The sequence below is a fragment of the Celerinatantimonas yamalensis genome, assembly GCF_046054155.1.
Classification (GTDB): Bacteria; Pseudomonadota; Gammaproteobacteria; order Enterobacterales; family Celerinatantimonadaceae; genus Celerinatantimonas; species Celerinatantimonas yamalensis.
In genome coordinates this window covers 35714-48811 of the sequence record NZ_JBEQCT010000012.1, presented here as the reverse complement: position 1 = coordinate 48811, position 13098 = coordinate 35714, and the positions used below count along the sequence as shown (strand labels likewise).

The following is a 13098-nucleotide window of genomic DNA, read 5'->3' as shown; positions in this document are numbered from 1 at the left end:
CTTTGGTGCTGCGTGCTCGTCCTTATTTATTACTGCTACCGACGCTCGTTTTCTTAGGGCTATTTACCTACTTGCCGTTTGTTCGTTCGGTCATTGATAGTTTATTTGATACGCGTTTGGTTAATCATGTTCACTTCGTTGGGTGGGCAAATTATCAGCGACTGTTTGCCGATCCGGTGTTTTGGCAAGCCAGCTATAACAACGTGATCTATATTGTCATGACGTTGGTGCCTAGTTTGTTGTTAGCGTTGGCTCTAGCCCTATTGCTACAACGTAATACCCGCTTTAACCAAGGGTTACGAGCGGTGATATTTATGCCGATGGTCTTGCCGCTAGTCAGCGTTGCTACCCTGTTTTTATTTGTCTACCTGCCGTCCATGGGGTTGTTGGATTACTACTTGAGCCAATTATTTGGCTGGATGAATACCAATTATTTGGGGCTTAAAAGCTCTGCGCTGATCGCCATGGCCGCACTTGGCGTATGGAAGTTTACCGGCTATTACATGTTGTTCTTTTTGGCGGGGTTGCAGGCGATTCCAGATGAGGTGATCGATGCAGCACGTATGGAAGGGGCTAATCGTTTTCAGATATTCTATTCAGTTACCTTGCCGCTGCTGCGTCCGACCATCAACTTTGTTGTGACAGTGGCATTTATCTACGCGGTTACGCAAATTGATCATGTGGCGGTGATGACGCAAGGTGGCCCCGATCAGTCGACTAATGTCTTGCTTTACTATATTACCCAATTGGCGACCCAAACCAATGACTATGGCAAAGCTTCGGCAGCCACCTTCGTTTTATTAGTGGTGATGATGGCAGTGACGGTGTTTAATTTACGAATGCTTGAGAAGGGAACTCACTATGCACATTAATCGCAAGTTGACCCTTGGTGCGGGCATTGGCGTGCTCGTGATGCTGTGTTTGGCTATTTTGTGGTTGTCGCCAATTTTATGGATGGTGAAATCTTCATTTGGGCAAACGCTGTTTGGCGGTGCGATGGCATCGCTGATACCAAGCACGCCAGTGACCTTGAGCCATTTTAGTGAGGCATGGCAAAGTGCTGATTGGTTGCAATTGTATGGCAATACGCTGTTTTTTACCTTTGGTACCTTGTTGGTTCAACTGGTTGCGATCACGGTGGTGGGGTATGTGTTTGCTTACTATGAGTTTGCGGGTAAAAATCTTTTGTTCTACGGGTTTTTAATGCAGATGATGATTATGCCCGTGATGGTGATGGTGCCGAATTTGCTGACGCTTAAATCGATGGGACTGCTTGATACCTTAACGGGTGCTATGTTGCCTTATTTTGCTTCAGGGATTGGGGTGTTTTTAATGCGTCAGACCTTTTTAAATATTCCTAAAGAGTTAGAAGAGGCCGCCGTACTTGAGGGGGCAAACTGGTGGCAGGTACTTTGGTATGTATTGATCCCGATGGCTCGCCCAGCGATGCTCGCCTTTGCCGTGGTCAGTGTCACCTATCACTGGAATGAATATCTGTGGCCACTGATGGTCTTAAGCGACCCGAGTAAACAACTTTTGACCATTGGCTTAGTCTCGTTTGCCATGGGCGCAGAATCTGGCGGTGATTGGGGACTGGTCAGTGCTGGAACCTTGATGGTGTGCGCACCACTAGTGATCGCCTTTTTATTGTTTCAAAAACAGTTTATGCGCAGCTTTGGTTTCTCTGGAATTAAATAATTTTTGCCTATCTTCGCCCATCTTTGCCCATCTTTGCATGGTGCGAGGATGGGCGCGATGATAGTTCTTATTAAGTTAGTTCATCAAGTGGCCGTTGATGGTGACATTGTGAACATGTTGTACATGCCAGGGCTGTTTGCTGTTGCTAAACCGCACATCCGTGAAGTTGCTATTTTTGAGATCTTCAATAAAGGCTGCGCTCACACGACGCAACTTAACATCATTGAGATCAATGGCGTCATACCAGATAGCGTGTTGTTTTTCCCCTTGAATGTTGATGGACGGGTCATTTCCGGTGATGGTATCCATGCTGACATGATTCATTTGGATATGGCCAATGGATACGGGTACAGTTGCCGCTGGATAGTCAATGGATGCATTTGGATCACTGTATTTAAGGGTGACCGTCAGGGCATTTTGGCTGACATTTTTCATTGCGATATTATTAAACGAGATATTTTGTACGCTGCCCCCAATGCTGGTTGTGCTTTTAATGCGAAGGCCAATATTGGAGCCATCGACCACGCTATTTTGCGCACTGATATTCGCTATGCCAGCGCCCGTATGGCTGCCTAACACAACGGCGCCATGGCCATGATGGAAGAAGTCATTAAAGATCTGCACTTGTTCGGTTTTAGGTTGACTTTTCGCCAGCTTGCCAGTGCCAGCGGCAAAGTTAATGCTGTCATCGCCTGTATCAAAATAGCTGTTAAATATTTGGGCATCTTGACTATTGCCCAGTTCTACCCCATCGCCATTATTGGCATCATAGGTTTGTGCGTAGATGCTGTTAATCACGATATGTCGGCTAGTGAGAACCATCAGACCATGGTAGGCCGGATTTTTAATGGTGATGCCACTGATATAAAGATGGTCGACGCCGCGTAGCGTCATCAAACTTGAGCGCATTTGTCCGTAAGCTAAGTGCAGCGACATGCCGTTTTTGAGCGCCTGATCTACCTGATTTTTAGCTAAGATGCCATCGCGTTGGTAACGTTCACGGCCACTAAATGGATAGTGAGGCTGCATTTGGCCTAAGGTGTCGGTGTAGGTTTTTGTCACTGTTTTCCAACCATTGCCATCGATGGTGCCTTGTCCCACAATGCGGATATTTTTAAATGTCCCTGCGACATGATGGTTCGGGTCAATGGCGTTAATCAGGGATGCGGGTCGCATCGTTTTTGAATAGGGGTAGAGCTTATAAATGGGGGGATAGTCTTGAGCTCGACTTGAGCCTAATAAGGTAGCCCCTTTGGCAAGATAGAGCGTCATGTCACTTTTCAAAAAAAGTGCGCCGGTGCGATAGGTTCCCGCAGGGATCACTAATTTGCAGTTTTTCGGACAAGCGTTGATCGCTTTTTGAATTGCACTGGTGTCGAGCGTGTTGCCATCGCCGAGTGCGCCATAGCTTTTTACTGAGAGTGTGGTTGGGCGTGCAGTTGTGGTGACAGTGACAGACTGGCTTAATGGCGAAATCTCACCTTTATCATCGATGGTTTGTACTGCAAATTGATAGTGATGTTTAGGCAAAAGCCCGGTAATGGTGGCACTTTGCCAAACAATGGGTGTGGCAAAATGGTCGCTGTCTTGTTGATAAAAAGCCTTGATATAAGGGGCACTGGCAGCATACGTCGCATTGTTCGCTTGAGCGGTTGCGATTACTTTGCCATTTTCAATAATTTGATAATCCCGAATATGGCGAATATCAGTGGGTACTTGCCAAGTAACGACGACACTCTGATCATCAAAAGCAAGGGATGGGATCTGCACTTGGGATGGCGCCACTGGGGCGGCCATTGCCAAACAAGGCAGCCATAAAGTCGCGAATCCCACAAATGTTTTAGGCAATGCAAGCCATTGATGCAGCATTGTATGCTTCGTCATATAATTGAAAAGGTGTTTTAATTATATAGATAGCATCGCTTAATAAATGTTTTGATGATCACAAAGCTGTGTATACATATTTATCTGTTTTCGTCATCCCGTTATCACGAATAGATATTTTGACTATCCATTGCTGAATCGGCGTTATGGTTACGTTTTGCTGCGATGAGCTAAGACGATGCCGGCGACGAAGTACATACCAATGCAGCGCTTCACCAAGAATGATGGCTGACAACGACACGCCAAAGATCGGAATGAGAAATAAAAAAACCGAAATTTGACTCACCCGATTGTGCGCCATTAAGGTATTCCAGATCAAAAAAGCGCAGGCAGACAGCGCCGATAGATAGGTTAACAAGATCAGTGAGAGGGCCGACCAAACCCATGGCATTAAGCCGACTTTGATAGCGCCAACCCCAGTTAGCGCTGCGCCACCGAGAAGCATCTGCCACGCGGTTAAGGTGAGCACGGGCAGCCCCGGGCGAATGTTGCGTTTGCTTAATACATTGCCATAGGCACTAAAGAGCATCGCGATGAGCATCAACGCTTCACCAACCCCTAAATGTAATGCCCAGCCATATTCCATGACCTGATAAAAACCGATGCCACAAAAGCCGATGATGGCACTGATGGCTTTGCGCGCCGAGAGCTTGTCATCGGCAAATAATACATGGGCAATAATGAGTTGAAAAAATGGCGCGGCGCTGGCCACAATGGCACTAGAGATGCCACTGGCTAACGCCAAACCTAAATAGAAAAAGATATATTGCAAGAACGTTTGGCAACTGCCTACTTTGACGACGCGCAGCAGTTTATCAGCGCTAAAGCGCCATGTTTGTCGGTGCACCAGGCTGCTCAACAGCAGCAAAAACAGCCCTGCTCCGCTAAAACGATAACCAGCAAACAGAATCTGGGTAAAGGTTTGGGAGTGTTCAATCCCTAGATTGACATAACCTAGTTTGACCATCGGAAATGCGCTGCCCCATAACAACGTGGCGATTATCGCTAGCAATAAGCGCGAGCTTGGACGATTGAGCAAGTTTTGTGGCTGAGATGAGGACAGGATTCTAGAGGTGGGTAAACTTGACATGATCTTTCAGCTCGAATGGGTCACAAAACATCACCTTAGCGAGATGAGCTAGTTAGGTAAAGCAAAGCTATTGCACTCCCTCTGCGTGTCTAATATATTAGGTTATTCTAATTAAAAAGAGGTTTTATATGTGGAATGAACGCTTTGCCCAAGAGCAATATGCCTATGGTTTAGAGCCCAATGTGTTTTTGGTTGAACAAATCCAGCAGTTAGCACTACCGACTCGCCGCGTGTTGATGTTAGGCGAGGGCGAAGGGCGCAATGGCGTTTATTTGGCGCAGCAAGGGTATACCGTTGATGCCGTTGATGGCTCACAGATGGGTCAGAAAAAAGCACTGCAACTGGCTAAGGCGCGTCAGGTTTCGCTTAATTATACTGTCGCGGATTTAGCCCACTATCAAATTCAAGGGGAATATTCTTTGATGGTGATGATCTTTTGCCATCTTCCGCCGGTTATTCGCCAACAGCTGCATCAACAGATGTGTAAGCACCTAGCTCCTGGCGGTGTGATCCTCTATCTGGCCTATAGCCCTGAACAACTGCAATGTGGCACGGGGGGCCCTAAACAGTTGGATATGTTGGTATCACTGAATGAATTACAGCAAGATTTTGCTCAGCTTAAGCCAATCGTCTGCCAGCAGCGCCAAAGAGAAATTCATGAAGGACTTTATCATAATGGCATGGCTGATGTGGTCGAGTTGGTCGCGAGTCGCTCTTTAAGGTAGCCGTTGCGTTGCGGGATGGTTCTGATACATTGAAATTAATTTGATTCAGATAGGCTTGTGAGATGCGCACGATTCGATGGCGAGTGGTTGGATTAATGACACTGATACTAACGGGTTGTGCTCGCCATCACGAGCTAGCGAGCGCCAATTTGGCGGATCACTGCTTGGTCATCGGCGATTATCAACTGCATTTTTCTCGCATGGATGAAACGCTGCAGCAAATAGCCCATGGCTCAGGGTGTTTTATTGAATTGAAAAATCCTAAGGTTTGGCCGCTCAAAGCACATCCAGTCATTGGACGTTTGAGCGTGATGCAAGCGGTACAACAGGCGATTCAAGATCAACCGTTATTATTGACGCATCCCAAGCCAGATCTGCTCAAATTAACCATTAAAAAACCGACGTGATAGATAGGCTAGTAAATTACCATGGTAGTGGGACTGCGATTCGGCTTTCGCTTCTTTTTAATGGGTGCCCAAAGCAGTGGCCATTGGCTTGGCCGACGTATCTTCATGAGCCATTTATAGAACTCTAATCGATATGGTGTTCTCAATCTGTCGCAGTTCGAGATGCTTGCCTAATGTTAGGGCGTGTTGATATTCGAGATTAGACGGGCTCGTTTTAACAGCATTTCTGACATTTATAATGAATTATGAATTGCTTATGTAAAAAACATACCCTGCGGGTTCTTTTGCGCCAAAGCTCTCCAACTCACTGTAAAAATGTAATCATCTGGTCTGTAAATTACCACAATTGTGCATATCTGTATGCGGTATAACAAGAGAGAAAAGCATGATTATTTATGGCGTGATGCCGACGTTACTGCAACGAACAAAGATCCGCGCACAGCTACGAGTGCATGGCGTTGCTGAACAGATCAGCTGCGAGTCACAACTGGGCGAAGTTGTCACCCGCGCCGAAGCGTAGTTAGCAGCGACATTGCCGCTCAATGACAGTGAATTTAAATGGTTGCATCTTCACTGTCGTCATAAGGCTAGGCCGCTGGGCGATGATAATGCTCAGCTATTAAAGTCATCGAAGCCGCCGCCATCATCCCAGCCTCCTCCATCAAAGCCGCCGCCCGAGAAAGGATCATCAAAGCCGCTGTCCACACCGTTGTCAAAACCGCCTTGATTATCGGCAAAACCATTCCCCATGCCGTTATCAAAGCCACCTTGATTATCGGCAAAACCACTATCGTTATTCAATCCTTGATCAAAGCTCGCATCTTGACCGTTGTTATCCATGCCATCGGCAAACTGATTGGTTGGGTCGTTCACTCCATTGTTCATATCTGCATTCATATCGGTGGGGTTGTCATTGATGATATTGACGATATCTTGGCTTTGATGATGGCTAAACATATCCATCATCATATTGCCTAGAACCACGCCGCCAGCCACTCCTGCAGCGGTTTGCAGAGCACCGCCTAAAAAGCTGTTGCCACGCCCAAATCCGCCCCCTTGTGGTGGATAGTTCGGCTGTCCATAGTTAGATTGCCCATTTGCTGGTTGGTTGTAATTTGGCTGCGCGCCACGTTGGTTCCAACCTGTATTCGGATTGCCTTGTGGCGCTGATTGATGATTGCCGCCGAATAATCCAGATAAAAATCCCCCGCTTTGGCGAGGTTGTGCTTGCTGCTGCGCCTCGAGCGCCTCGAGACGCTGGTGTAACTGTTTAATGGTCGCCTCTTGCATGATCATGGTTTGGGCCATGTAGTAGGGAGCCGTAGGGTGGGCCACTAAATGTTTTTCAATGAGTGATTGAGCCTCACTATCGCGGTTGCTATTTTGTGCTTCCGCTTTTTGTAAGCGTTCAAACAAACTATCGATCACTTGTTTCGTATTCTGGTCCATCGTAATACCTCAAAAATACAACGATTTTCTTATTAGTCCACAAAAATGCATGGAGGTTCAATAGCCAATGTGCTATTTCAGCGATTTATAACTTGCGCCATTGCTGCAACTGCCCTATAAATCAAAAAAGTGTACCACACTAGTGATACCTGCCAACAATTGCGCTCCGTTAAGGTATCTACCCCAAAGAGCACCTAATAGGACATAGAGATTATGGGTGCCATTGCATACCAAGCGAGTGATTTTGGGCCCACTTATCCACACGATCTGTTTGAGCGCATCGCCAATGATTTGCGCGGCAAAGGGTATAGTATTCAGCCTCAGGCTATTCCTCCTCATTTGGTTTGGCAACTGACCACCCAAGTGCGCCAGATTGATGATGAATTTGCCCCTGCAGGAGTCGGTCGGCGCGATGATTTTCAGCGCAATCAATTTATTCGTCGCGATGAAATTTGTTGGATCAATGGCGATACTGCGACTGGGCAAAGCTGGCTCGACTGGACGGCCCAGTTACAACAGTTTTTAAATCGGCGCCTGTTCTTGGGGTTATTTTCATTTGAGAGTCACTACGCCCATTATGCCCCCGGCGATTTTTATAAACGCCATTATGATGCGTTTCGCGGCCAAGCTAATCGTGTTTTAACAGTGGTGGCTTATCTCAATGGTGACTGGCAAAGTGATGAGGGGGGCGAGATGGTCCTCTACCTTGATGATACTGACCAACAAGGCATCAAAGTGCTCCCCGCATTGGGGACGGTAGCGATTTTTCTAAGTGAAGAGTTCCCCCATGAAGTACTTTGTGCCAAGCGGCATCGCTACTCGATTGCTGGTTGGTATCGGCTCAATAACTCGCTGGCTGGGCGGATTGACCCACCGCGCTAAATTTTGGGGTGCGGCGGAGGGCTTTATTGTTGCGTGAAACGTTCTTATTGACATAAGCAGGGGCGCCCAAGACGACCCTGTTAGATGGTTAGTCCCTCATCTTGATGAGCCGTTACTGGGGGTTGTATGGGGGAGCTCGGCTAAACTGCTTGAGTGCAACAGCGAGTCGATTGGTGATTGGCAAATCCTACATCCCAAGCCGTCATTTCTCGTTATACCTTTCCCCTTTTAGGCGCCGCCTACGCAATTGATATTTAAATCGGTGGCTTCTACTTGAAATTATAGGCCATTAATTATACTGTTTTAAATATCAAAGCATCGTTGGTAACTAGTTGTTCATACAGTTTTTTTCATGCGCCAAAGTGGTGAATTCTTCTCTGATATGCACAAAACCAGTGCAGCTTTTCGCGCATATAAACAACCGCGATTGCTCCAGAGATCACCTTTCAAGATGACCTAAATATTTAACACTAGTCAATTTGAATTCATGGTACATAGTAGCCGTGATGATTATGCCACCGCTGTTGATGATTAAATGCTAGCAAGTGAATCTAATTCAATTTTTGACTAGCGAGTTGTTTTTGCCGTTATTGACCGTTGTCTAGAATGATGGAGCAGTCTTATGTCAATTAAACAAAAACTTACGTTTAGCGTCTTTGTGGTGCTAGCCCTGCTAGCCCTGGGACTTTTTAGCGTACAGCGTATATTAATACACAACAATGTGATGACATCGCTGCAGTCAGATGCCAATCAACTTGGGCAAACTACTGCTCGTCAGCTTGGCGAGTGGATTCAAAGTAAGACGCATATCGTAAAAACCATGAGCCACTTTAAGCGTGGTGATCACTTTGTGGCGAGCCTTCGACAGGCCCAATTAACGGGTGAACTCAGTTTGACCTATCTGGGCACTGAGCAAGGTCAATTTATTAGCGGCGACCCGAATTATCATTTACCGGCTGATTACGATCCAAGAGTTCGACCTTGGTATAAGCAGGCTCGTCAATTTGGACTGTATAAAACCGAACCCTATTTAGATATGGGTACTCATCAGTTAGTGATGAGTATTTTGCAAAAAGTGCCCGACGGTGTGTTTGGCGTGGATTTATCGCTAGAAAAAATGGTGGCGCAGCTCAAAGCTCTTAGTCATCATAATATGGAAGCCTTTTTGCTCGATCAACAGGGTAAAATTCTGGTTTATCCCGATGCCAAATGGGAACTTAAATCAATTCAGCAGTTAAGTCCTGAGCTTAGCGCAGCATCAATAGCACAAAGTGACCAACTTCATGCGGCCACTGTGGCCGGAACTGCCAGTTTGGTTAATTTCACCCCGGTTCCCAATACGCAATGGGTGCTGGCGTTAAGCTTTAATCGGCAAGCGGCGTTTAGCGATTTTGAAAGTACTCTGTGGCATATTATTTTATACAGTGCGATTGGTTTTGTGATCGTTGTGGTGGTGGTTTATGTGGCAATTTCGCGCGCTTTTTTACCGCTGCAAAAATTGCAACAGGCGATCGATGCGCTCGGTCAGCAGGGCAATGCTGACTTGACCCATCGTTTGCGTTTTGAGCGTCAAGATGAGATAGGCAAACTGTCGAAAAGCTTCGATGTGTTTTTAGAACGGCTGCATCAAATGCTGATTGCGGTTCAAGCCGATACCCAAGCGTTGTATGAAAATGCGCACCAAAGTGCGCAAAATGCCGAGAAAACGCATCAGCAGCTTACCCATCAACAGCAAGATGTTGCGCAAGTTGCTACGGCATTGCATCAGATGAGCGCGACCGCCAATGAAGTGGCTACTCACGCCGAACAAACGGCTGACGCGGCGCAAAGTTCATCGACAGCCAGTGCCACTGGTCTACAGGTGATTGGCGCCAATCAGCAGCAAATTCAGAGCCTTGCACAATCACTTGAGACGACTGCCGAGCATGTTTTGCAGCTTGATCAAAGTAGTCGCGAAATAGCCACAATTTTGGCTACGATTCAAAATGTGGCCGAACAAACCAATCTGTTAGCATTGAATGCGGCTATTGAAGCGGCGCGGGCAGGCGAGCATGGGCGTGGATTTGCAGTGGTGGCCGATGAAGTCCGTTCACTGTCTCAAACTACCCATAGCGCAACCGAGCAAATCCGCGATATGCTCAAGCGGCTCTCAGAAAATACCCAAAAAACGGTTGCAACTATGACGGATAGCCAAGAACAGGCCCAACTGAGTGTTGCCGAAGCCAATAAAGCTAAAATTGAGTTGGAGAAAATCGCGCAATCCATCACAGAGATTAATGATATGTCGATTCAGATCGCAAGCGCTGCCGAGCAACAACGCGCCGTAACCGATGATATCTCTCGCAATACGCAAGGAATTTCTGATGTCGCCGCGCAGTTACAACTGCAATCCGATGACAGCTCCGAACAGGCTAGACAATTCAATGCGATTGCTAAACGTCTGCATGATCAAGTGAGTCAATTTAACCTTTGAGCCAAGCGCTGTGACGTCGGGAGGTTTCGTTAGTGGGCTGGCTGACAACCGTTAGGACCGCGTGCAGCATCAATGAAATCAAGCGCATAGTCTTCGCCGCGAGAGGTTGATAGTGCGTGATGATACGCAGTGTTGCCTCTATTGGTGTGCCTCCATGTCGAGCTGTTTTTTGTCCCTTCGCTTCACTCAAGCCATATCGGCTAGTTTGGCAAAAGGCGATGCTGCAAATTTTATAATTAACTGATTGTTTATGTTAGTAAATATAAAATAAATTGGTTTGAATCATTGCCTTTATTTTTGAAGTTCCATGCGTTAGCGCTAGTTTAGATGATCGATACGATCGCTATGGATATAACCTCTAGGTATAACCTAAGGGTATAACCTAAGGGTATAACTTAAGGGTATACCCTTGCCATATTTAAGTATTCGCCTTCTCGATAGATTCTGGAGATATTGAGAGTCATTCAACTTCTATCAATCATCATCAGGACAGATATGGACATACCTCAACCTTATCTACTTTTTATCGGCGATGTGACCGATCCCCTTGCCGCTAAAACCGCGCGGGGTATTCATGCCTGGCGTCCCGAACAATGTATCGGACAACTGCGACTAGATGGGTGTGATGTCACGTTAGATCTCCCAGACTTATCGCTTAGTGAAGCGCTTGCTCAAGGGGCAAAAACCCTGGTGCTTGGCACCGCTAATGCGGGTGGCTTTTTACCTGAACATTGGTTGGTGAGTATTCGTGAAGCGATTCGCGCAGGTATGAATGTGGCCAGTGGGTTGCACCAACGTTTAACGGATATTCCTGAGCTTGTCGAATTAGCCACTCGCTATCAGGTGCAGTTATTTGATGTTCGCCATACTAAAGAAGCGTTAAAAGTTGGCAATGGCAAAGCGCGCACTGGCAAACGGGTACTGACCGTTGGTACTGATTGCGCAGTTGGCAAAATGTATACCTCGCTGGCACTTGAACAGGCTATGAAAGCGTGTGGGATGTCGGTTGATTTCTGTGCAACCGGACAAACTGGGATCTTAATTGCAGGCTCAGGAATATCGATTGACGCCGTGGTATCTGATTTTATCTCAGGCGCTGCTGAGCGGTTATCCCCCGATAATGATGCCAATCACTGGGATATTATCGAAGGACAAGGGTCGCTATTTCATCCCTCTTACGCAGGCGTGAGCTTAGGGTTGTTGCATGGCTCACAGGCAGATTGGTTGGTGATGTGCCATGAAATGGGACGACCATATACTCGCCACTTGCCACACCATCCGTTGGTGAGCCTTGCCGATTGTATTGCTGAAAATCTGCATTGTGCCCGGGTGACCAATGCAAACGTTCAACTTGCTGGCATCGCGGTGAATACGTCATCTTTTCCAGAACAACAAGCACGTGATTATTTGGCACAATTAACGACTCAATTTAATGTTCCAGCGACTGATCCGGTGCGTTTTGGCATTAATGATATCGCCGAATTTTTACTTCACCACGGCTAAGCGTAGGAGGCCACATGCGACAACTTGAGATAAACCAGTTAAAACTTCCTTTAGCCCGACCTTTTATCATATCGCGTGGCCGCCGAGATGCTGTGGACGTGGTGCGCGTGAGTATCGAAGAAAATGGCTTTGTCGGCTGGGGTGAGTGCACCCCAACGGCTCATTATCAAGAAAGTGTGAGCAGTGTTATCGAACAAATTGAACAGTTGCGTGAGCCGCTTACCCAAGGGTTAAGCCGAGCCCAGCTACAAAAACAACTTGTCAAAGGCGCTGCACGCAATGCGCTCGATTGTGCCTTATGGCGTCTGGAAGCGCAGCAGCAGGGACAATCCTTATGCCAATATGCGAATGTTGCAGAACCTGCAACACTCATCACGGCACAAACGTTAAGCCTGGCTAGCCTTGAAGAGATGCGCCAAAGTGCGCGAGTAGCGCTAGCAAGTGGTGCCAACCTGTTGAAAATTAAGCTTGATGCGCATCAAGTGCTGGATAAGGTGGCAGCGATTCGTGCTGAGGCCCCAGATGCAACGCTGATCATCGATGCGAATGAAGCGTGGGGAAGCTTATCACTGCCAAACTTGTTTGACAGACTTACTGAATACAATATTGCGATGATCGAGCAACCGCTGATGGCGGGGTCGGACCAATCACTCGCGTCATTTGATCATCTGATCCCCGTTTGCGCCGATGAAAGCTGCCATGACAGCAATGACATTGTTGCACTGGCAGATCGCTATGAAATGGTGAATATCAAACTGGATAAATGCGGTGGACTGAGTGAAGCACTGATGATGCTTGAAACCGCCAAAGCCTGCCAGATGCGAGTGATGGTCGGTTGCATGCTTGGCTCATCGATGGCGATGGAAGCGGCCTTGCCTGTGGCGATTCAAGCGGAGTTAGTAGACCTTGATGGGCCGCTCTGGTTGGCCGCTGATAGTGCGCCGCATTTGTGTTATCGCACTGGCCACATTGAGCTGCAATAAACGT

At 47.1% G+C, this 13098-nt stretch carries 12 protein-coding genes; 9 read left to right on the top strand and 3 right to left on the bottom strand.

What is annotated here, in order from left to right; all coding sequences use genetic code 11:
* The first annotated feature begins 8 nt into the window (after positions 1 to 8).
* Complete coding sequence (locus tag ABUE30_RS17680; protein ID WP_408625196.1) at positions 9 to 872, top strand: carbohydrate ABC transporter permease; 864 nt, start codon at positions 9 to 11, stop codon at positions 870 to 872.
* Positions 862 to 1698: a carbohydrate ABC transporter permease gene (locus ABUE30_RS17675; RefSeq protein WP_408625165.1), complete on the top strand. Its 837-nt coding sequence runs from the start codon at positions 862 to 864 to the stop codon at positions 1696 to 1698. Before ABUE30_RS17680 ends, ABUE30_RS17675 begins: the two co-directional genes overlap by 11 nt.
* A 75-nt stretch (positions 1699 to 1773) precedes the next feature.
* Here ABUE30_RS17675 and ABUE30_RS17670 read toward each other — a convergent pair whose 3' ends face one another.
* Together ABUE30_RS17670 and ABUE30_RS17665 are read right to left on the bottom strand one after the other, a co-directional pair.
* Entirely contained in the window at positions 1774 to 3567 is a 1794-nt protein-coding gene (locus tag ABUE30_RS17670; RefSeq protein ID WP_408625164.1) for a glycosyl hydrolase family 28 protein, read from the bottom strand.
* Positions 3568 to 3640: 73 nt separating this feature from the next.
* On the bottom strand, positions 3641 to 4672 hold the full coding sequence (locus tag ABUE30_RS17665) for a DMT family transporter (protein WP_408625163.1): 1032 nt from the start codon (positions 4670 to 4672) through the stop codon (positions 3641 to 3643).
* Positions 4673 to 4800: 128 nt separating this feature from the next.
* On the opposite strand from ABUE30_RS17665, the gene ABUE30_RS17660 reads away from it, so the two are divergent.
* From ABUE30_RS17660 to ABUE30_RS17650, 3 genes are all read left to right on the top strand, one after another.
* On the top strand, positions 4801 to 5397 hold the full coding sequence (locus ABUE30_RS17660; protein ID WP_408625162.1) for a class I SAM-dependent methyltransferase: 597 nt from the start codon (positions 4801 to 4803) through the stop codon (positions 5395 to 5397).
* Between the two features lie 62 nt (positions 5398 to 5459).
* Positions 5460 to 5804: a hypothetical protein gene (locus ABUE30_RS17655; RefSeq protein WP_408625161.1), complete on the top strand. Its 345-nt coding sequence runs from the start codon at positions 5460 to 5462 to the stop codon at positions 5802 to 5804.
* 385 nt (positions 5805 to 6189) lie between these two features.
* Entirely contained in the window at positions 6190 to 6324 is a 135-nt protein-coding gene (locus ABUE30_RS17650) for a hypothetical protein (protein ID WP_408625160.1), read from the top strand.
* A gap of 92 nt (positions 6325 to 6416) precedes the next feature.
* Here ABUE30_RS17650 and ABUE30_RS17645 read toward each other — a convergent pair whose 3' ends face one another.
* Positions 6417 to 7253, bottom strand: a complete 837-nt coding sequence (locus ABUE30_RS17645) for a DUF2076 domain-containing protein (protein ID WP_408625159.1) — start codon at positions 7251 to 7253, stop codon at positions 6417 to 6419.
* Between the two features lie 213 nt (positions 7254 to 7466).
* Between ABUE30_RS17645 and ABUE30_RS17640 the strand changes: the two genes are divergently transcribed.
* The 4 genes from ABUE30_RS17640 to dgcA all read left to right on the top strand — a co-directional run bounded on the left by ABUE30_RS17640 (position 7467) and on the right by dgcA (position 13094).
* Positions 7467 to 8135, top strand: coding sequence for a 2OG-Fe(II) oxygenase (locus tag ABUE30_RS17640; RefSeq protein ID WP_408625158.1), 669 nt, complete (start codon positions 7467 to 7469; stop codon positions 8133 to 8135).
* Between the two features lie 622 nt (positions 8136 to 8757).
* On the top strand, positions 8758 to 10608 hold the full coding sequence (locus tag ABUE30_RS17635; RefSeq protein ID WP_408625157.1) for a methyl-accepting chemotaxis protein: 1851 nt from the start codon (positions 8758 to 8760) through the stop codon (positions 10606 to 10608).
* A gap of 495 nt (positions 10609 to 11103) precedes the next feature.
* On the top strand, positions 11104 to 12111 hold the full coding sequence (dgcN, locus tag ABUE30_RS17630; protein WP_408625156.1) for an N-acetyltransferase DgcN: 1008 nt from the start codon (positions 11104 to 11106) through the stop codon (positions 12109 to 12111).
* Positions 12112 to 12125: 14 nt separating this feature from the next.
* On the top strand, positions 12126 to 13094 hold the full coding sequence (gene dgcA, locus ABUE30_RS17625; RefSeq protein WP_408625155.1) for an N-acetyl-D-Glu racemase DgcA: 969 nt from the start codon (positions 12126 to 12128) through the stop codon (positions 13092 to 13094).
* The last annotated feature ends 4 nt before the right edge of the window (positions 13095 to 13098 follow it).